This is a genomic window from Sinomonas sp. ASV322, from assembly GCF_030908245.1.
Classification (GTDB): Bacteria; Actinomycetota; Actinomycetes; order Actinomycetales; family Micrococcaceae; genus Sinomonas.
Genome location: NZ_JAVFJJ010000001.1, coordinates 268314 through 287869, shown reverse-complemented (window position 1 = coordinate 287869; position 19556 = coordinate 268314). Strand labels below are relative to the sequence as shown.

Genomic DNA, 19556 nt, shown 5'->3' with positions numbered 1-19556 from the left:
GACAGGACATGTCCGCATTCGTCGGCGGCTAACCGCGTTCCGCCCCGCGCCCTTCGCTCGTCGCGGCTGGTTCGAGGACATCGCGCCAGAGGCGGTCGACGGCGGCGCGCAGCTCGCTGAGGCTGCCCCTATTCTCGATGACGTGGTCCGCTGCGGCACGGCGCTCCTCGCCCGACGCCTGGGCGGCCATGCGGGCGCGGGCCTGGTCCTCACCCATGCCCCTGCGGTCAGCCAGCCGGCGGACTCTGAGCTCGTCCGGGGCTTCCACGACAACGACGACGTCGAAGCGCGCGGCCTGTCCCGTCTCGACGAGAAGCGGAATGTCCTCGACCACGACGGCGTCCTGGGGAGCCGCCGCGACGAGCTCCGCGGCCCTCGCCCGTACGAGGGGATGCACGATCGAGTTCAGGAGCTCTCGTCGCCGCGGGTCCGCGAAGACGATGGCGCCAAGCGCCGCTCGGTCCAGTTCGCCGTCGTCCGTCATGACTTCCGGCCCGAACGCCTCGGCGACGTCGGCGAGGCCCGCGGTTCCGGGCTCGACGACCTCGCGGGCGATTGCGTCCGCGTCCACGAGCACGGCCCCGAGCTCGGCGAGCCGCCGGGCGACCTCCGACTTGCCCGCCCCAATCCCGCCCGTCAGGCCCACTCTCAGCACGAGGCCACTGTAGCTGGTTGAACCCACCCGCCCGCCCGCACCTAAGCTGGACCGGTGACCGAGACGACAAGCCATGCCCTCCGCTACAGCACCATCGACGGGGAGCACCGGCACGAGCTCGAGATCAAGCGCTCGCGCTTCATCACGGTCCTCCGGCGCGTCGAATCCGAGGAGGAGGCGCGCGCTCTCGTCGCCGAGCTGCGGCGGGAGTTCCACGATGCACGCCACCACTGCAGCGCGTTCGTCCTGGGTCCCGATCGCACGACCCAGCGCAGCAGCGACGACGGCGAGCCGTCCGGCACGGCAGGCGTCCCGATGCTCGAAGCGCTCCTCAAGGGAGCAGCGGTCGACGGCGCGGCGGACCTGAGCGATACGGTCGCCGTCGTCGTGCGGTACTTCGGGGGCATCCTGCTGGGCGCCGGCGGTCTCGTGCGGGCCTACTCCGATTCGGTGTCGCAGGCGCTCGCGACAGCGCGGCTCGTGCGACGGCAACGACTGCGGCTCCTCGGTGTCGATGCCGCCCATGGGGCCGCGGGACGCCTCGAGAACGATCTCCGCGCCGCCGGCGTCGCCGTCCTCGGCACGGACTACGGCGCGCGAGCCGCGACGCTCCGGGTCGCCGTCGAGGACGACGACGGCGCCGTCACCGCCTTCGCGGAGCGCCTAGCCAGCCTCACGGCCGGGGCGTCGGCGGCCCATGACCTCGGAACGTCCTGGGTGGATCTCCGCTAGCACCGATCGCCGCTCGGAACGCCACAAGTCACTGCCACATTCCGGGAAAGACCGCCGGAATCCGAACCGAATTGTGGCGTTGCACGCTGCGCACAGCGAAGGGCGGGCCCTGCCTTCGCAGGACCCGCCCTTCGTGCGGTGTGATTCAGATCGGGTGGCGTCAGCCGAGGAGAATCAGTTGCCCGTCAGCTTCTCGCGGAGCGCGGCGAGAGCCTCGTCCGAGGCGAGCGTGCCGCTCTCGACGGACGGAGCCTCGGAGGAGTAGCTCGTCGGCGCGGCCTCGCGGCCACCGGATGCCGCAGCGGCGTCGTCGGCGAGGTGCTGAGCAACCTGCTTCTTGTGCGCCTCCCAGCGGGCCTGCGCGTCGGCGTACTGCTGCTCCCACGCGGCGCGCTGCGCCTCGTAGCCCTCGAGCCACTCGTTGGACTCCGGGTCGAAGCCCTCGGGGTACTTGTAGTTCCCCTCCTCGTCGTACTCGGCGGCCATGCCGTAGAGCGCCGGGTCGAACTCGGTCGAGTCCGGGTCCACACCCTCGTTGGCCTGCTTGAGCGAGAGGGAGATGCGGCGGCGCTCGAGGTCGATGTCGATGACCTTGACGAAGATCTCATCGCCCACGGAGACAACCTGCTCGGCGAGGTCGACGTGACGCTCGGCAAGCTCGGAGATGTGGACGAGACCCTCGATGCCGTCCTCGACGCGCACGAACGCGCCGAACGGAACGAGCTTGGTGACCTTGCCCGGGACGACCTGGCCGAGCGCGTGGGTGCGCGCGAAGGTCTGCCACGGATCCTCCTGGGTCGCCTTGAGCGAGAGCGACACGCGCTCGCGCTCGAGGTCCACCTCGAGAACCTCGACCGTGACCTCCTGGCCGACCTCGACAACCTCGGACGGGTGGTCGATGTGCTTCCACGAGAGCTCCGAGACGTGCACGAGGCCGTCGACGCCGCCGAGGTCCACGAACGCGCCGAAGTTGACGATCGAGGACACGACGCCCGAACGGACCTGGCCCTTCTCGAGCTTGTTGAGGAACGTCGAGCGGACCTCGGACTGGGTCTGCTCGAGCCACGCGCGGCGGGACAGGACCACGTTGTTGCGGTTCTTGTCGAGCTCGATGATCTTCGCCTCGAGCTTCTGGCCGATGTACGGGGCCAGGTCGCGCACGCGGCGCATCTCGACGAGCGAAGCAGGGAGGAAGCCACGGAGACCGATGTCGAGGATGAGACCGCCCTTGACGACCTCGATGACGGTGCCGGTGACGACCCCGTCCTCTTCCTTGATCTTCTCGATGTCGCCCCAAGCGCGCTCGTACTGGGCGCGCTTCTTCGACAGGATCAGGCGGCCTTCCTTGTCCTCCTTGGTAAGGACAAGCGCCTCGACCTGATCGCCCACAGACACGACCTCGCCCGGGTCGACGTCGTGCTTGATGGAAAGCTCGCGGGAGGGGATGACGCCCTCGGTCTTGTACCCGATGTCGAGGAGGACCTCGTCACGGTCGACCTTGACGACAGTACCCTCGACGAGGTCGCCGTCGTTGAAGTACTTGATGGTGGCATCGACGGCGGCGAGGAAGTCCTCGGCAGAGCCAATGTCGTTGATCGCGACCTGCGGGGTGCCGGACTTCTCGGCGGAGGTGATGGTCATGTAGTAGGGGCTCCGATGTGGATAGTCAGTCGGTCAGGCAGCCGCGCGGAAGCACGGCATCCTGAAAATTGGATTGGAACAAGCTGCGCAGTACGCGCCCGTCTAGTCTAGTGTGGGCCGGCAAAGCGGGTCAAAGCGACGATGCCTCTCTCTGCCGCCGCTACGCAGAGGCCGGCGCGCCCGGAAGGACGAGGCCGGACTGCGAGAGGGTGGTGAACCGGATTCCCCTCTCGACGAGGCGCGGAAGGGCCGCCGCGAAGCCCGCCGAGGTCCCCGATCCCGGGCGATTCATGTGGCCGATCACGATGTCCCCGGCCTTCACGCCCGCAAGCGCCGCAGAGACCTTGGCCGCCGGCAGCGTCGCGCCCGCATCGGCGTTGACGGAGAAGTTGACGGGCACGAGCCCGACCGCGGTAGTTGCCTGCGCGGCGACGTCGTCGTAGAACGCCGTTCCCGGGCGGAACCACGGCACGGGCGCGTCCGCAACCTCCGCGATCCGCGCCGCGTTGCCGAGCAGCTCGTCGAGCGCCGCGCTGAGCGACGCGGTCCCGCGGATCCCGTAGGCGGAACGGCCTGAGACCGAGAGCGGGATGTGGGCGGTTCCGTGGTTCCCGAGCTCGAAGAGCCTGTCAGCCGCGAGCTCGGCCGCAAGGGACGGATTGGCCGCGATCCATCGAGAATTGAGGAAGAGCGTCGCGGGGATGCGCAGGGTGCGCAGTGTCCCGATGAGCTTGGCGTCAAAGGCCGATCCCCCGCCCGGCCCACCGCACGCGTCAAACGTGAGGGCGACGGCTCCCGAGGTCGTGTGGGTCACGACGCCCGGCACGGCGAGGCCCCAGTCCCGCGGAACGCGGCCCGCGAACCGGGCCTCGACCGCCTTCCGTCCGGCGGCGTCGAGCTCGTGCGCGGGGTGTGGCGTCGGGCTCGGCGTGGGTGGCACGGGAGACGGTGTGACCTCCCATTCAGGCCCCCCGATCGCGGTCCCCGCGGTCTCGCGAGCGGAACATGCCGCGAGGGCCGCCACGACCGAAGCACCCGCGGCCGCGAGGAGGGCGCGCCGCGGCACGGGCTGCAGCAAGGCGGGCATAGGCGCTCCCGGAATCGTCGAGCCGACTGCCCTAGGGCCCGGCCCTGGGGGGTGGGTACGGATCAGAAGTGGGTGAGACAGCGGGCCGCGCGCTCGACGGCGAACAACCGGTCCGCGGCGAGGACAGCACCGGGTGTGGTCTCCGTGATGCGCCCTGCCTCCCTAAGGGTAGTCGCCCGCACGCCCCCGACGTACATCGACGCGAGCTCGGCCACGTCGAGCACGAGTTCCGGCTCCTCGCCGTCGGCCGCTTCGACACTCGCCGTGCCGTCGGCAACCCCGAGGCGATAGCGGCCTCCAGCGAGTCCGAGCCCGTCGACTACCTCGAGGACGAGAGTTCCGTCGACGCCGTAGCGGCGGGCCGTGAGGGCGGCGGGGACGTCGAGGATCCGGAGCCACAGCATGTCCGACGCCGCATCCGCCTTGAGCGCCCTGGAGTCCTCGAGCGCCCACGCGAGGGGGTCCTCCGCAGGGGCCTCGGCCCACGAGACGCGCCGCACGAGGTCGAGCGAGCCGAGGAACTCCCACAGGGCGAGATAGGCCTCGGGCGTCGCCGCCACGAGATCGTGCACGTCCATCGTGTGCGGCTCGTGGGACCAGCCCCGGAACGCGTAGGTCACGTATCCGTCTGGCTCGCCGGCCGGGCCGAAGTGCAGGGCCGCGCGCAGCGCGCGGTCCTCTCCGCCGTCGTCGTCCCACTGCCCGCCCGCGGCGAGGCGATAGCGGTCCTGACGGTCGATCGAGCCCGGGGTGACACGATGCACCTTCGCGAAGATCTCGGGCGCGAGCTCGAGGAGCGCGGCGGGATCGGCCGCCTCGACCCGGCGGTCGCTCGGAACGGCGAGCCCGAAGCGAGGCCCCGTCGTCACCGTGATGCGCCGCTCGGCGGTCGCGACTCCGAAGCCGAAGCGGCGATAGATCGAGGCCTCGGACGCCGTGAGCGCGGCGACGGGCACGCCGTCGGCCTTCGCCCTCGCGAGGTCCTCCGTCATGAGGCGCCTCAGGAGGCCGCGGCGGCGATGGCTCGTCCGAACGGTGACCGCCGTGATCAGGTGGGCCGGGACGAGGACCCCGAACCCCGCATTGAGCGTCTTGCGGAACGTGCCGAACGTCGCGACCGGCACACCGGCGGGCAGCGTCCCGGCAGGAACGGGTTCGCGCTGGTAGGCCCCCGTGAGTTCGCGGCCGTCCGCGACGTAGGAGGCCGCGATCTTGGCCGCGTAGTCGTCCGAGCGCCGCTTGTCGTAGAAGCCGGACCCCACGGCCCCGATCCACTCGCGCGTGGCCTCGTAGCCCTCGTCCCCCGGAAGAGACGGGCGGAAGCGCCGCACCTCGTAGTCACTCACGTATCGGTCCCCCTGGCTCATGGGTCAGTGACCCGCCTCGTTCCACGTCCGCCCCACGCCGACCTGGACGTCGAGCGGTACCGAAAGCTCGGCTGCCGAGCCCATCGCGCCCACGACCACGTCGCGGACCGCCGTCTCCTCTCCCGGAGCGACCTCGACGACGAGCTCGTCGTGGATCTGGAGGAGCAGCCGAGACGTGAGCGCCCGGGCCCGCAGCTCGCGCTCGACTCCGAGCATCGCGCGCTTGATGATGTCCGCCGCTGAGCCCTGGATCGGCGAATTGAGCGCGACGCGCTCGGCGAGTTCGCGCCGCGCGCGGTCGGTGCTGTTGAGGTCCGGGAGGTACCGGCGGCGCCCGAAGATCGTGGACGTGTAGCCGTCCTTGCGCGCCTGCTCGACGACGCCGCGGAGATAGTCGCGGACGCCGCCGAAGCGGTCAAAGTAGTCCTTCATGAGGTTCCGGGCCTCGTCCACGGAGATCTCAAGCTGCTTGGACAGACCGAAGGACGTGAGCCCATACGCAAGGCCGTAGGACATCGCCTTGACCTTCGAGCGCATCTCGGGCGTCACCTCGGAGGGCTCGACGTGGAAGATCCTCGCGCCGACGAAGCGGTGCAGGTCCTCGCCCTCGCGGTACGCCTGGATGAGCCCCTCATCGCCCGAAAGGTGGGCCATGATGCGCATCTCGATCTGCGAGTAGTCAGCCGCGAGGAGCGATTCATAGCCCTCCCCCACGACGAAGACGTCGCGCAGGCGGCGGCCCTCCTCGGAGCGGATCGGGATGTTCTGCAGGTTCGGGTTGTTCGACGAGAGACGGCCCGTCGCGGCGATGTTCTGCGCGTACGTCGTGTGGATGCGCGAATCCGAGGTGACGGATTTCTTGAGCGTCTCGACCATCTGACGCAGTTTGCTCGACTCGCGATGCGCCATGAGCCCCTCGAGGAACGGATGGCCCGTCTTGTCGAGTAGTTCCTTGAGGGACGCCGCGTCCGTCGTGTAGCCCGTCTTGATCTTCTTCGTCTTGGGGAGCTCGAGCTCCTCGAAGAGGACAGTCTGGAGCTGCTTCGGCGAGCCGAGATTCACGTCGTGCCCGATCGCGGCGTAGGCCTTCTGGGCGGCTTCCTCGCTCGCGCGTCCGAGATCGTCCATGAGCTGGTCGATCTGCTGGGTCGAGACGGCGATCCCGGCCCATTCCATGTCGAGCAGGACGCGGGCGAGCGGGAGCTCGAGGTCCGCCAGGAGCGCCGAGGCCCCGACTTCCGCGAGACGCGGGGCGAAGTCCGCATGCAGGGCGTGCACGACGGCGGCCTCCCGAACGAGCGCGTGGGCGACCTCGCCATCGGCCTCGAAGTCGAGAGCGAGCTGGCCTGCGGCCGGGGCCGCGCCGAGCTGGACGTCGAGATGATGCTGCGCAAGGTCGGCGAGCGCGTAGCTCCGGCGGTCGGGCTCGATGAGGTAGCCCGAGATCGACACGTCGTCGACGACGCCGCCCAACTCGGCGCCGACGGCGCGAAGGGCCTTCGCGGTCTCCTTGTACTCGTGGACGGATTTGAGCTCCGTGGGATTCGCGAGCCAGTCGGACAGCGCGGGCGGGAATCGTCCGTCGAGCGGGACGTAGAGCGCCACTCGATGGGCGACGAGGGCGACGGCGACGGCCTCCTGGCGCTCGCCCGCGGGCTCCGCGCGGACCGCGACGGCGACAGCACCGCCGTCGGCCGCCTCCGCGAGGCGCGCAAGGGAAGCGGGGAGCTCCCCTTCGCTGGGAATGGTGGGCTCCGGGACCTCGAATACGTCCTCGCCCGACGCCTCCGGCGCCGTGGCGAACACCTCATAAACCCGGGTGCGCAGGGTGCGGAACTCAAGCTCGTCGAAGAGCGATTCGATCGCCGCGGTATCGGGCTGAGGATCGGCGAGCTCGTCGAGGGAGACCTCGAGGTCGAGATCCGTGAGGAGGCGGTTGAGGCGGCGGTTGCGCTCGACCGACTCGATGTTCTCGCGGAGGCTCTCGCCGGCCTTTCCCTTGATCTCGTCCGCGTGGGCGATGACCCCTTCGAGCCCGTCGTACTGGGTGATCCACTTGGCCGCCGTCTTCGGGCCCACGCCGGGCACGCCCGGGAGGTTGTCCGCGGACTCGCCGACCAGCGCGGCGAGGTCCGGGTAGCGGGCGGGCGGGACGAAGTACTTCTCCTCGATCGCGGCGGCGTCCATGCGTGGGATGTCGCTCACGCCCTTGCGCGGGTAGAGGACGAAGACGTGGTCGTTGACGAGCTGGAAGGTGTCCCGATCCCCTGAGACGAGCAGGACCTCCATGCCCGCGTCTCGGCCCTGGGTCGCGAGGGTCGCGAGGATGTCGTCCGCCTCATGGCCGGGAAGCTCGAGCGTGCGGATGCCGAGCGCCTCCATGACCCGCTTGATGAGGTCGATCTGGCCCCGGAATTCGGCGGGGGTCTCGTTGCGGCCGCCCTTGTAGTCGCTGTACTCCGCCTTGCGGTGCGTCGTCTCGTCGCTCACGTCGAACGCGACCGCGACGTGGGTCGGCTTCTGGTCCCGCACGAGATTGATGAGCATCGACGTGAAGCCGTGCACGGCGTTGGTGTGCTGGCCCTCGGCGTTCCGGAAGCTCTCGGCTGGAAGCGCGAAGAACGCGCGGAAGGCCATCGAGTGCCCGTCGAGGACGAGGAGCCTCCCCGGCTTCCCCACAGGATCGACGACGGCGTACTCGGCTTTGCTCGTTTGACTCACGGGTGCCAGCCTAGTGGGCATGGACGGGAAAGACACTCGGACCGGCCGCGTCGTGGGCGTGCCCGGCAACTACGCCCAGGAGCTCGTCGACGCCAACATCCCGGCGCATCTGCGCGACTGGCTTGCGGACTCCGGCGTCGGGGCACTCGTGGCGAAGCTCGGCATCGTCTTCGAGGAGCTCGGGCCGGCGCGTTCGGTCGCGACGATGCCCGTCGCGGGCAACACGCAGGTCGTCGGCCTCCTGCACGGCGGAGCGAGCGCGGCCCTCGCCGAGACGCTCGGTTCGTTCTCGGCGACTCTGCATGCCGGACCCGGGCGGATCGCCGTCGGCCTCGACCTCAATGCGACGCACCACCGCGCTGTGTCGGAGGGCGTGGTCCGCGGGGTGTGCACGGCCCTTCATCTGGGCGGAAGCGTGGCATCCCACGAGGTCGTGATCTGGGACGCCGAGGGACGTCGCGTCTGCACGGCGAGGATCACCAACCTGCTGCGAGACGCCCGCGGCACGGCGTAGGCGCAGTCAGGCTCAAGGGGCCCAGCCCTGCTCGGCAGACGCGGCCCGGCTCACGCGAGCCGGTAGTCGAGCTCGACCGTTCCCGCGCGCTCCGAAACGCCGGCCAGGCGGTAGTCGCGCGGGTTCTCGAGCGCCCGCCCGCCGAACAGCGGCACCCCGCCGCCGAGGACGACAGGAACGTGCGTGACGACGATCCGGTCCACGAGACCCGCCGAAAGGAACTGGCCCGCGAGGTCGCCGCCGCCCACGATGTAGACGTCCTTGTCCCCCGCGTCGCGCCGCAGTTCGCCGGCGAATTCGGCGACGTCGCCACGCACAATCACGACGTCGGCACCCTCCGGGGCGGTGTGCTCATGGTGGGTGAACACCCAGCACGGCACTTTGTACGACCACTCGCCCGGGTGGTGCTCGCGGATCCAGTCGTACGTCTCGCCGCCCATGACCACGCAGCCCACGCGGTCCTCGAACGTCTGGTAGGACTCCCCCAGGCCCTCGACGTCGTTGAACTTCTCGAGCCAGGCCAACCCGCCGCCGTCCTGCGCGATGTAGCCGTCGAGGCTGGCCCCCACGTAGTACACGAACTCTCCCATGGGGGCCAGCCTAGCCCTCGGCGCCCAAGTCAGTGCTTGAAGTACGGCACCATGAGATAGACGCCGTACAAGACGGCGATCCCGGCGAGCGCGTAGCAGACGCGCGACGCGGCCACGATGCCGAGCCGTCGCCGCTGCTCGCCGCCGCGGAGCGGATCCTTGCCCTCGGCCCCGAGGCGCACGCCGAGAGCGAAGAACAGGACGATGCTGCCGGCCCCGAGGATCGTTGCAGCGGCGACGACGAAGAACCCTGCCCAGTCGATCATCGGTTCCCTCCATTCGAAGTGCGCACGCGGCGATCCGGGAAGCTCACGGCGTCCCCGGCCTCCTCGACCTCGACGACGTTGTGGTGGCTCACCCGTTCGCGGCGGCTGAGCACGAACATCCACACGATGGCGGCGATCCCGCACGCCGCGACGACGATGACGCCGATCGGCCCGAATCCGACGACGAGCGCTGCAGCCCCGCCGACGGCGGCGGCCGCCGGGAGGGTGAGGAGCCACCCGAGAACGATTCGACCCGCGGTACCCCAGCGGATCGACGTCCCGCTGCGGCCGAGGCCCGAACCGATGACGGAGCCGCTGGTGACCTGCGTCGTCGAGAGCGCGAAGCCGAGGTGCGAGGACGCGAGGATGGCTGCGGCCGTGCTCGACTCCGAGGCGAAGCCCTGGGCTGGCCGGACTTCGGTCAGGCCCGTGCCCACGGTACGGATGATGCGCCAGCCGCCCGCATAGGTTCCGAGGGCGATCGCGGCTGCGCACGCGAAGATGACCCACCACTGCGGTCCGCTCCCGGGAGCTTGGAGGCCTCCCGCGATGAGGACGAGCGTGATGATGCCCATCGTCTTCTGTGCGTCGTTCGTGCCGTGGGACAGCGCGACGAGGCTCGACGTGAAGATCTGGCCGACGCGGAAGCCCGCCCGGCCCTGGTGGAGCTTCGCCCCCGTCACCTCGTCGCGCCGGGACGTGATGGCGTAGGCGAGGCGCGTGCACACCCAAGCCGATGTTCCCGCGATGAGGGGTGCCGCGACCGCCGGGATGATGACCTTGGAGAGCACCGTGACGAAGTTCACCGAAAACAGGCCGATGCCGACGACGGCGGCTCCGATGAGCCCGCCGAAGAGAGCGTGCGAGGAGCTCGACGGGAGTCCGCGGAGCCACGTGAACATGTTCCACACGACCGCACCGATGAGGCCAGCGAAGATGACCTCCGGCGTGATGTGGACGCCCGCGGTGCCTTCGCGGATGATTCCGCTCGAGATCGTCTTCGCCACCTCGGTGGAGAGGAACGCTCCCACGAGGTTGAGCACCGCGGCGAGCGCCACCGCCTTGCGCGGCGAGATGGCTCCCGTCGCGATCGGGGTCGCCATGGCGTTCGCCGTGTCGTGGAAGCCGTTCGTGAAGTCGAAGAAGAGCGCGAGCGCGATGACCAGCGCGATCATGGCGGTGATGTCCACCCGGGGTCCCATCCGAAGTCGGCAGTGATGCGGCGCGTGTGCCCAGCCCAGACCGGATGTCACCTGCTGTTCATTTTCCGGATGCCTGGGGTTCACCCCGTGCCGAGGAACCATCCTAACGGTGCCCGAGGAGGGACTCGAACCCTCACACCTTTCGATACCGCATTTTGAGTGCGGCGCGTCTGCCGATTCCGCCACTCGGGCCTGCCTGCGCACCGCACTGCGTCGGCTGCGCGGAACCACTCTACAGGCACGCCGACGCCGCGGCCTACCGCGTCACTCGCGCGCGACGGCGCGTCCCCCGGTAGGATCGACCTAGATCCACGTTCACCTGCAGCAAGGAGCCCGAGTGTCCGAGAAGACGTCGGAGACGACCGCCAAGCCCACACCGTCCGCCAAGCCCGCCGCAGCGGAAGCCACTCCGGCGCGCCGCGTAGTCGTTGCCGAGGACGAAACCCTCATCCGCCTCGACATCATCGAAATCCTCCGAGGCGAGGGCTTCGAGGTGGTCGGCGAGGCCGACAACGGCGAGAAGGCCGTTGAGCTGGCCGAGGAACTTCGCCCGGATCTTGTGCTCATGGACGTCAAGATGCCCGTGATGGACGGCATCTCGGCGGCCGAGAAGATCGTCAAGGCCCGTATCGCCCCCGTCGTGCTCCTGACCGCGTTCAGCCAGAAGGAACTCGTCGAGCGCGCTCGTGACGCCGGGGCGATGGCCTACGTCGTCAAGCCGTTCACCCCCAACGACCTCATCCCCGCGATCGAGATCGCCCTCTCGCGCCACGAGGAGATCAAGACCCTCGAGGCAGAGGTGAGCGACCTGCAGGAGCAGTTCGCGACCCGCAAGCTCGTCGAGCGCGCCAAGAGCCTGCTCATGACCAAGATGGGCCTCACGGAGCCGGAGGCGTTCCGCTGGATCCAGAAGACGTCCATGGACCGCCGTCTGAGCATGCGCGAAGTCGCCGAGACCATCATCAGCCAGGTCAGCTGACCGTCGCTTCCCCTCTGGGGGCGAGCGAAGAAGGGCGATACCCGATTCGGGTACCGCCCTTCTTCATGCCGTCAAGGCGTCAGACGCCGCGGGGCTCCTGCGGGAGCGGCCACGGGCCGACCTGCTCGCGCTCGGGCTTGGCACCGGCGTCGGCGATATCGCCCACCCTGTGGACGCGCACCGCGTTGGTCGAGCCGGCAACGCCGGGAGGCGAACCGGCGGCGATGACGACGAGGTCGCCGGGATCGGCCAGGCTCGAGCGGAGAAGGTACTCATCCACCTGGGCGACCATCTGGTCGGTGTGCAGCGCGAACTCGACCAGGCGAGGCTGGATGCCCCAGCACAGGCTCAGGATGTTGAGGGTCGACGCGAGCGGCGTGAACGCGAAGATCGGCTTCTGCGGGCGCAGGCGGCTCAGGCGGCGAGCCGAATCGCCGGACTGCGTGAACGTGCAGATGTACTTCGCGTCGAGCTGGTCGGCGATCGTCACGGCGGCGCGGGTGATCGCGCCACCGCGCGTCTTCGGCTGTGAACCGAGCGGCGGAACACGCTCGAGGCCGTGATCCTCGGTCGACTCGATGATCTTCGCCATCGTGCGCACGGTCTCGATCGGGTAGGCCCCGACGCTCGTCTCTCCGGAGAGCATGACGGCGTCCGCGCCGTCGAGGACAGCGTTGGCGCAGTCGGACGCCTCGGCGCGCGTCGGACGCGGATTCTCGATCATGGACTCGAGGACCTGGGTCGCGACGATGACCGGCTTGGCCCAGCGGCGTGCAAGCTCGATCGCGCGCTTCTGGACCAGCGGGACCTCCTCGAGGGGCAGCTCGACGCCGAGGTCGCCGCGGGCGACCATGATGGCGTCGAACGCGTCGATGATCTCGTGGAGCTGCTCGACGGCCTGCGGCTTCTCGATCTTCGCGATGACCGGAACCCGGCGGCCCTCTTCGTCCATGATCTCGTGGACTCGCTCGATGTCCTTCGCGTCGCGCACGAACGAGAGCGCCACGAAGTCGACGCCGCGCTGGAGGGCCCAGCGGAGGTCCACCTCGTCCTTCTCACTCAGAGCGGGGACGTTGACGGCAACGCCGGGAAGGTTGATGCCCTTGTTGTTGGACACCATGCCTCCGATGACGACCTCGGTCGTGACCTTGACGTCGTCGACCGCCGTCGCGCGCAGCATGACCTTGCCGTCGTCGATGAGGAGCGTGTCGCCCGGTGCGACGTCCTCGGTCAGGCTCTTGAGCGTCGTCGAGCAGATCTCCTTCGTGCCGGGCACGTCTTCGGTCGTGATCGTGAAGACGTCGCCGGGCGCGAGCTCGTGGGGGCCCTCGACGAAGCGGCCGAGCCGGATCTTGGGGCCCTGAAGGTCGGCCATGATGCCGACTGCCTTGTGGAGCTCGGCGGAGGCCTTGCGGACGTTCTCATACGTCGCGTCGTGGACACTGTGGTCGCCGTGGCTCATGTTGAGCCGGGCCACGTCAACGCCAGCTTCGATGACCGCGAGGGTCTTCTCATAGCTCGAAATGGCCGGGCCGAACGTGGCAACGATTTTCGCGCGTCTCATATACCTCACCCTAGGGGTTGTGTGCGGGACATGGATGTCTGGGGGATGAATTTCGCGGGATTCGATCCCACTCAAGCACGCGGGGCCCCCCGACGCTTTGCTTCGGCAGGCCCTGCGCGTTGGATCAGAGGACTGAAATGGCGCGGTCGGTGGGGGCGACCGGAGCCGGGAGGATGGTGCTGCCCATGAGGTGCCGGTCGACTTCGGCCGCGCAGGCGCGGCCCTCGGCGATGGCCCACACGATGAGCGACTGGCCGCGCCCGGCGTCTCCCGCGACGAAGACGCCAGGGGTCGCCGTCATATAGGCGGCGTCGCGCCCCACGTTGCCGCGCTCGTCGAACGGGGCATCGATCTGCTCGGGGAGGCCCGACTTCTCCGCGCCCGTGAAGCCGAGCGAGAGGAGGACGAGATCTGCGGGGATGATCCGCTCCGTCCCGGCCTTCGGGAGCCGCTTCCCGTCGACGAACTCGGTCTCGGCGACCTTGAGGCCCGTGACCTTGCCGTTCTCGCCGATGTACTCGACCGTCGACGCGAGGTAGGTCCGCTCGCCGCCTTCCTCGTGCGCGCTCGCGACCTCGAAGAGGTTCGGGAACATCGGCCACGGCTGGTGGGCGGGGCGCTCCGACGGGGGCTGCGTGCCGATCGCGAGCGTCGTGACGGAGGCGGCCTGCTGCCGGTGCGCCGTGCCGATGCAGTCGGCGCCGGTGTCACCGCCGCCGAGGATGACGACGTGCTTGCCGCGTGCGTCGATCTGGTTCTCGACCGTTTCCCCGGCGACGACCCGGTTGGACTGGACGAGGTACTCCATGGCGAAGTGCACGCCGTCGAGCTCGCGCCCGGGGATCGCGAGATCGCGCGGCAGTGTCGCACCCGTGGCCACGACCACGGCGTCGTACCGCCGCCGCAGCTGGTCCCAGCTCACGTCGCGGCCGACGTCGACTCCGGAACGGAAGCGTGTGCCCTCCGCCTTCATCTGCTCGAGGCGGCGGTCGAGCACCTCCTTCTCCATCTTGAAGTCAGGGATGCCGTAGCGCAGGAGGCCGCCGATGCGGTCGTCCCGCTCATAGACGGCGACCGTATGGCCGACGCGCGTGAGCTGCTGGGCGGCGGCGAGGCCCGCGGGCCCCGAGCCGACGACGGCGACCGTCTTGCCCGTGAGGCGCGCCGGCGGAAGCGGCTCGACGAACCCGCCCTCGAACGCCTGCTCGGCGATGGAGACCTCGATCTGCTTGATCGTCACGGCCGGCTGGTTGATGCCCAGCACGCACGCGGACTCGCACGGCGCGGGACACAGGCGCCCCGTGAACTCGGGGAAGTTGTTCGTCGCGTGAAGACGCTCGCTCGCGTCCTGCTCCTTGCCGCGCCACGTGAGGTCGTTCCACTCGGGAATGAGGTTGCCGAGCGGGCAGCCGTGGTGGCAGAACGGGATGCCGCAGTCCATGCAGCGGCTCGCCTGGCGCTTGAGGACGCCGTTCTCCTGGGCCTCGTAGACCTCCTTCCAGTCCATGATGCGGACGGGAACAGGACGGCGCGGCTGCGTCTCACGCTGCCGAACCTTCAGGAATCCGCGTGGATCAGCCACCGGTCACCTCCAGGATGCGAGACCAAACTTCCTCCCCGTCCGGGTCGAGGCCCTCCTCGAGGGCGCTCAGACGGGTCTGCTGGACCGCCGCGTAGTCGCGCGGCAGGACCTTCGTCATACGGGCCGCGGTGTCGTCGAAGTTGTCGAGCAGCCGCTGCGCGAGCTGCGAGCCCGTCTCCTCCGCGTGCTTCGCGATGAGGTTCCGCACGATGTCGCGGTCCTCGTCGTCGAGCTCGAGGAGCGTGAGCTCGCCCGTGTCGAGCGACTGCGTGTTGACCTTCGTGGGGTCGAGGTCGAGCACGAAGGCGGTTCCACCGGACATGCCCGCGCCGAAGTTGCGGCCGGTACGGCCGAGGATCACGGCCTGGCCGCCGGTCATGTACTCGCAGCCGTGGTCGCCGATGCCCTCGACGACGGCGGTGGCACCCGAGTTGCGGACGAGGAAGCGCTCCCCAACGATCCCCCGCAGGAAGATCTCGCCGCTCGTTGCGCCGTAGCCGATGACGTTGCCGGCAATGACGTTCTCCTCGGCCGGGAACACGTTCGTGCGGTCCGGGCGGACGATCACGCGGCCGCCGGAGAGGCCCTTGGCGACATAGTCGTTCGAGTCTCCGAAGAGCCGCAGCGTGATGCCCGCGGGAAGGAACGCGCCGAGCGACTGGCCGGCCGTGCCCGTGAGGGTCACGTCGATGGTGTCCGTCGCAAGCGTCTCGGTCCCGAACGTGCGGGTGACCTCGTGCCCGAGCATCGTGCCGACCGAGCGGTCCGTGTTGACCACGGGCAGGCTGATCTTGACCGGGCTGCGATCCCTGAGCGCGTCTTGGGACATCTCGATGAGCTCGACATCGAAGTGCTTGTCGAGCTCGTGGTTCTGACCCGTGAGGTTGCGCAGGGGCGCATCCTCGTCGAAGTCGAGCCCCGCCAGGATCGGCGAGAGGTCCAAGCCCTCAGCCTTCCAGTGGTCGATCGCGTCCTTCGTGTCGAGGAACTCCGAGCGCCCGATTGCCTCCTCGAGCGAGCGGAAGCCGAGCTGCGCGAGGACCTCGCGGATCTCCTCGGCGACGAACTCGAAGAAGTTGACCACGAACTCGGGCTTGCCCGCGAAACGCGCGCGGAGCTCAGGGTTCTGGGTGGCGACGCCCACGGGACACGTGTCGAGGTGGCACACGCGCATCATGATGCAGCCCGAGACGACGAGGGGCGCCGTCGCGAAGCCGTACTCTTCGGCGCCGAGGAGCGCCGCGATGACGACGTCGCGACCGGTCTTGAGCTGGCCATCTACTTGCACCACCACGCGGTCGCGCAGCCCATTGAGCATAAGCGTCTGCTGCGTCTCGGCGAGGCCGAGCTCCCACGGGACGCCCGCGTGCTTGAGCGAGTTGAGCGGCGAGGCGCCGGTTCCGCCGTCGTACCCCGAGACGAGGACGACGTCGGCCTTCGCCTTCGTCACACCTGCGGCGACCGTGCCGATGCCCACCTCCGAGACGAGCTTGACGTGGACGCGCGCGCTCGGGTTCGACCGCTTGCAGTCGTAGATGAGCTGCGCGAGGTCCTCGATCGAGTAGATGTCGTGGTGCGGCGGCGGTGAGATGAGCGTCACGCCGGGAGTCGAATGGCGCGTCCGCGCGACCCACGGGTAGACCTTCTGGGCCATGAGCTGGCCGCCCTCGCCGGGCTTCGCGCCCTGGGCCATCTTGATCTGGATGTCCGTCGCGTTCGTGAGGTACAGGCTCGTGACGCCGAAGCGTCCCGACGCGACCTGCTTGATCGCCGAACGCCGCTCGGGATCGAGGAGGCGGTCCACGTCCTCGCCGCCCTCGCCCGTGTTCGAGCGTGCACCGAGGCGGTTCATGGCGATCGCGAGGGTCTCGTGGGCCTCCTTCGAGATCGAGCCGTAGCTCATGGCGCCCGTCGAGAAGCGCTTGACGATGCTCGAGACCGGCTCGACTTCCTCGATCGGCACCGCGGGGCGGATGCCCTCACGGAACGCGAGCAGGCCGCGCAGCGTCATGAGGTTCTTCGACTGGTCGTCGACGCCCCTCGTGTACGCCTTGAACACGTCGTAGCGGCGCTCGCGCGTCGCGTGCTGGAGGCGGAAGACCGTCTCCGGGTTGAACAGATGCGGCTCGCCGTCGCGGCGCCACTGGTACTCGCCGCCGTTGAGGAGCGCCCGGTGGGGCTGCTCGATGCCCGACGCAGGGTACGCCATCTCATGGCGCGCCGCGACCTCGGCCGCGATGACGTCGAGGCCCACACCGCCGAGCTGGCTGTGCGTGCCGGCGAAGAACTCGTCGACGAGATCCTGGGAGAGGCCCAGCGCCTCGAACGTCTGCGCGCCGCAATACGAGGCGACGGTCGAGATGCCCATCTTGGACATGATCTTGAGGACGCCCTTGCCGAGGCCCTTGATGAGGTTGTAGACGCCGGCCTCGGGGCTCACGCCCGGAAGGTCCCCCGAGCGGATGAGCTCTTCGACGGACTCCATCGCGAGGTACGGGTTGACGGCAGACGCGCCGTACCCGAGCAGGACTGCGACGTGATGCACCTCGCGCACGTCGCCCGCCTCGACGACGAGCGCAGACTTCGTGCGGTTCGCGCTGCGCAGCAGATGGTGGTGCACCGCCGAGACAAGCAGGAGCGACGGGATCGGCGCCCACTGCGCGTTCGAATCACGGTCCGAGAGCACGATGTACTGGACCCCGCGGTTGATCGCGCCCGAGACCTGCTCGCAGATCTCGGTCAGGCGCGCGCGAAGCGCGGCTTCGCCGCCCTCGGGCCGATAGAGGCCGCGGATCTTGACTGCGATCCGGTCGCCCGCATTGGGCCCCGAGGCAGCCTCGATGTTCGCGATCTTCGCAAGCTGGTCGTTGTTGATGACCGGGAACGGAAGGATGAGCTGCTTCTCCCGCACCTGGCCCGTGCTGAGCAGGTTGCCGTTGGGCCCGATCGCGCCGTTGAGGCTCGTCACGAGCTCCTCGCGGATCGCGTCGAGCGGCGGGTTGGTCACCTGCGCGAACGACTGCACGAAGTAGTCGAAAAGGAGGCGCGGACGCTTCGAGAGGACCGCGACGGGGGTATCCGAGCCCATGGCGCCGATCGGCTCCGCGCCCGTGCGGGCCATGGGCCCGACGAGGACGCGCAGCTCTTCCTGGGTGTAGCCGAACGTCCGCTGGCGGACGTTGACCGACTGCGGGGTGTGGACGACGTGCTCGCGCTCGGGGAGCTCGTCGAGGCGGATGACGTTCTCGTCGACCCATTCCTGCCACGGGTTCGCGCCCGCGACCTCGGCCTTGACCTCGGCGTCCTCGATGATGCGCCCAGCCTCGGTGTCGACGACGAACATCTTGCCCGGCGAGACGCGGCCCTTCTTGACGACCTTCGCGGGCTCGATGTCGACGACGCCGACCTCCGACGCGAAGACGACGAGGCCGTCTTCGGTCACCCAGTAGCGGCACGGCCGGAGGCCGTTGCGGTCGAGCGTCGCGCCCACGACGCTCCCGTCCGTGAACGAGACGGCCGCGGGGCCGTCCCACGGCTCCATGAGGAGCGAGTGGTACTCGTAGAACGCGCGGCGAGCCGGATCCATCGTCGCGTGGTTCTCCCACGCCTCGGGGATCATCATCATGATCGCGTGCGTGATCGGCCGGCCCGAAAGCCACAGGAGCTCCGCGACCTCGTCGAACGAGGCCGAGTCGGAGGCGCCGGGCGTGCAGATCGGGAAAAGCTCCTCGGGGACGTCGCCGAGCAGCGCGCTCGCGAGCTGCGATTGACGAGCGCGCATCCAGTTGCGGTTGCCCTTGACCGTGTTGATCTCGCCGTTGTGCGCGATCGTGCGGAACGGCTGGGCCAGCGGCCACGACGGGAACGTGTTCGTCGAGAAGCGCGAGTGCACGATGGCGAGCTTCGTGGTGAACCGGTCGTCGGACAGGTCCGGATAGAACGGCTCGAGCTGCGCGGTCGTGAGCATGCCCTTGTAGACGATCGTGCGCGACGACAGCGACGGGAAGTACACGCCATGCTTGTTCTGGGCGCGCTTACGAATGCGCCACACGCGGGCGTCGAGATCGTTGCGGTCGAGCTCCGCGCCCGTCGCCGAGGCGAAGAACGGCTGCGCGAAGCGCGGCATGCACGCGCGCGCCATCGCTCCGACGAGCTCAGCGACGACGGGGACCTCGCGCCAGCCGAGGACCGTCAGGCCCTCCGACTCGGCGAGTGCCTCGATGCCGGAGCGCGCGGCGGCGTCCTCGCGGTCCTCGGCAGGGAGGAACGCGATGCCCACCGCGTACTGCCCGGCGGCGGGGAGTTCGAAGTCGACAGCCGCGCGGAAGAATGCGTCCGGGACCTGGAGAAGGATGCCCGCGCCGTCGCCCGTTCCTTCATCGGCGCCGACAGCGCCACGGTGCTCAAGCGCCCGCAGCGCATGAAGGGCAGCATCGACGATGTCGTGCCCGCCCTCGCCACGGAGAGTCGCGACGATTGCGAGACCGCACGCGTCCTTCTCCTGGTCCGCACGGTAGAGGCCCGTCGACGCCGGAAGGGCCGAGAATCGCTCGAACGGGGAGGTGGCCCCCCCTGAGCTGTGTTCGACTCCTGCGCTGTGTTCGACTCCTGCGCTGGGCTCGACGGCGGTGCCGTGTGTCGGGTGAGTCATGACGA

14 protein-coding genes and 1 tRNA gene are annotated in these 19556 nt (G+C 69.2%); 3 read left to right on the top strand and 12 right to left on the bottom strand.

Annotated elements, in window-relative coordinates; translation table 11 throughout:
- Window positions 1–28 precede the first annotated feature (28 nt).
- A complete protein-coding gene (gene coaE, locus RBS12_RS01315) occupies window positions 29–655 on the bottom strand; it encodes a dephospho-CoA kinase (protein ID WP_307964238.1) in 627 nt (208 codons plus the stop codon).
- A 54-nt stretch (window positions 656–709) separates the two neighbouring features.
- Here coaE and RBS12_RS01310 point away from each other — a divergent pair, with 54 nt between their 5' ends.
- Complete coding sequence (locus RBS12_RS01310; RefSeq protein ID WP_307964237.1) at window positions 710–1387, top strand: YigZ family protein; 678 nt, start codon at window positions 710–712, stop codon at window positions 1385–1387.
- Window positions 1388–1561: 174 nt separating this feature from the next.
- Here the strand turns inward: RBS12_RS01310 and rpsA are convergent, their stop codons facing one another.
- The 4 genes from rpsA to polA form a co-directional block, all read right to left on the bottom strand.
- Window positions 1562–3028, bottom strand: coding sequence for a 30S ribosomal protein S1 (gene rpsA, locus RBS12_RS01305; RefSeq protein ID WP_307964236.1), 1467 nt, complete (start codon window positions 3026–3028; stop codon window positions 1562–1564).
- A 160-nt stretch (window positions 3029–3188) separates the two neighbouring features.
- Window positions 3189–4115 (bottom strand): polysaccharide deacetylase family protein, encoded by a 927-nt coding sequence (locus RBS12_RS01300; protein WP_307964235.1) that lies wholly within the window; start codon window positions 4113–4115, stop codon window positions 3189–3191.
- Window positions 4116–4177: 62 nt separating this feature from the next.
- Complete coding sequence (locus tag RBS12_RS01295) at window positions 4178–5461, bottom strand: GNAT family N-acetyltransferase (RefSeq protein ID WP_307964234.1); 1284 nt, start codon at window positions 5459–5461, stop codon at window positions 4178–4180.
- A gap of 24 nt (window positions 5462–5485) precedes the next feature.
- Window positions 5486–8119 (bottom strand): DNA polymerase I, encoded by a 2634-nt coding sequence (gene polA, locus RBS12_RS01290; RefSeq protein ID WP_307964507.1) that lies wholly within the window; start codon window positions 8117–8119, stop codon window positions 5486–5488.
- A 103-nt stretch (window positions 8120–8222) separates the two neighbouring features.
- On the opposite strand from polA, the gene RBS12_RS01285 reads away from it, so the two are divergent.
- The gene (locus RBS12_RS01285) at window positions 8223–8717 is read left to right on the top strand and encodes a hotdog fold thioesterase (protein WP_307964233.1); all 495 of its coding nucleotides are present in this window, start codon (window positions 8223–8225) and stop codon (window positions 8715–8717) included.
- Between the two features lie 50 nt (window positions 8718–8767).
- On the opposite strand, the gene RBS12_RS01280 is transcribed toward RBS12_RS01285, so the two are convergent.
- The 4 genes from RBS12_RS01280 to RBS12_RS01265 form a co-directional block, all read right to left on the bottom strand.
- On the bottom strand, window positions 8768–9307 hold the full coding sequence (locus tag RBS12_RS01280) for a dihydrofolate reductase family protein (protein WP_307964232.1): 540 nt from the start codon (window positions 9305–9307) through the stop codon (window positions 8768–8770).
- A gap of 29 nt (window positions 9308–9336) precedes the next feature.
- A complete protein-coding gene (locus RBS12_RS01275) occupies window positions 9337–9573 on the bottom strand; it encodes a hypothetical protein (protein WP_307964231.1) in 237 nt (78 codons plus the stop codon).
- A complete protein-coding gene (locus RBS12_RS01270; protein ID WP_307964230.1) occupies window positions 9570–10763 on the bottom strand; it encodes an anion permease in 1194 nt (397 codons plus the stop codon). Before RBS12_RS01270 ends, RBS12_RS01275 begins: the two co-directional genes overlap by 4 nt.
- 122 nt (window positions 10764–10885) lie before the next feature.
- Window positions 10886–10967 (bottom strand) — tRNA-Leu (locus RBS12_RS01265).
- A 145-nt stretch (window positions 10968–11112) separates the two neighbouring features.
- On the opposite strand from RBS12_RS01265, the gene RBS12_RS01260 reads away from it, so the two are divergent.
- Window positions 11113–11754, top strand: a complete 642-nt coding sequence (locus RBS12_RS01260) for a response regulator (protein WP_307964229.1) — start codon at window positions 11113–11115, stop codon at window positions 11752–11754.
- Window positions 11755–11833: 79 nt separating this feature from the next.
- Here RBS12_RS01260 and pyk read toward each other — a convergent pair whose 3' ends face one another.
- From pyk to gltB, 3 genes are all read right to left on the bottom strand, one after another.
- Complete coding sequence (pyk, locus tag RBS12_RS01255) at window positions 11834–13318, bottom strand: pyruvate kinase (protein ID WP_307964228.1); 1485 nt, start codon at window positions 13316–13318, stop codon at window positions 11834–11836.
- 124 nt (window positions 13319–13442) lie between these two features.
- Entirely contained in the window at window positions 13443–14900 is a 1458-nt protein-coding gene (locus tag RBS12_RS01250; protein WP_307964227.1) for a glutamate synthase subunit beta, read from the bottom strand.
- Window positions 14893–19551 (bottom strand): glutamate synthase large subunit, encoded by a 4659-nt coding sequence (gene gltB, locus RBS12_RS01245; protein ID WP_307964226.1) that lies wholly within the window; start codon window positions 19549–19551, stop codon window positions 14893–14895. The genes RBS12_RS01250 and gltB overlap by 8 nt, the downstream gene beginning before the upstream one ends.
- Between the last annotated feature and the right edge of the window lie 5 nt (window positions 19552–19556).

What these genes read in the sequence shown, in the direction of transcription:
- rpsA (WP_307964236.1), bottom strand. Translation starts at nt 3,028, where the DNA reads ATGACCATCACCTCCGCCGAGAAGTCCGGCACCCCGCAGGTCGCGATC.
- RBS12_RS01300 (WP_307964235.1), bottom strand. Translation starts at nt 4,115, where the DNA reads ATGCCCGCCTTGCTGCAGCCCGTGCCGCGGCGCGCCCTCCTCGCGGCC.
- polA (WP_307964507.1), bottom strand. Translation starts at nt 8,119, where the DNA reads ATGGCCTTCCGCGCGTTCTTCGCGCTTCCAGCCGAGAGCTTCCGGAAC.
- RBS12_RS01285 (WP_307964233.1), top strand. Translation starts at nt 8,223, where the DNA reads ATGGACGGGAAAGACACTCGGACCGGCCGCGTCGTGGGCGTGCCCGGC.
- RBS12_RS01280 (WP_307964232.1), bottom strand. Translation starts at nt 9,307, where the DNA reads ATGGGAGAGTTCGTGTACTACGTGGGGGCCAGCCTCGACGGCTACATC.
- RBS12_RS01275 (WP_307964231.1), bottom strand. Translation starts at nt 9,573, where the DNA reads ATGATCGACTGGGCAGGGTTCTTCGTCGTCGCCGCTGCAACGATCCTC.
- pyk (WP_307964228.1), bottom strand. Translation starts at nt 13,318, where the DNA reads ATGAGACGCGCGAAAATCGTTGCCACGTTCGGCCCGGCCATTTCGAGC.
- gltB (WP_307964226.1), bottom strand. Translation starts at nt 19,551, where the DNA reads ATGACTCACCCGACACACGGCACCGCCGTCGAGCCCAGCGCAGGAGTC.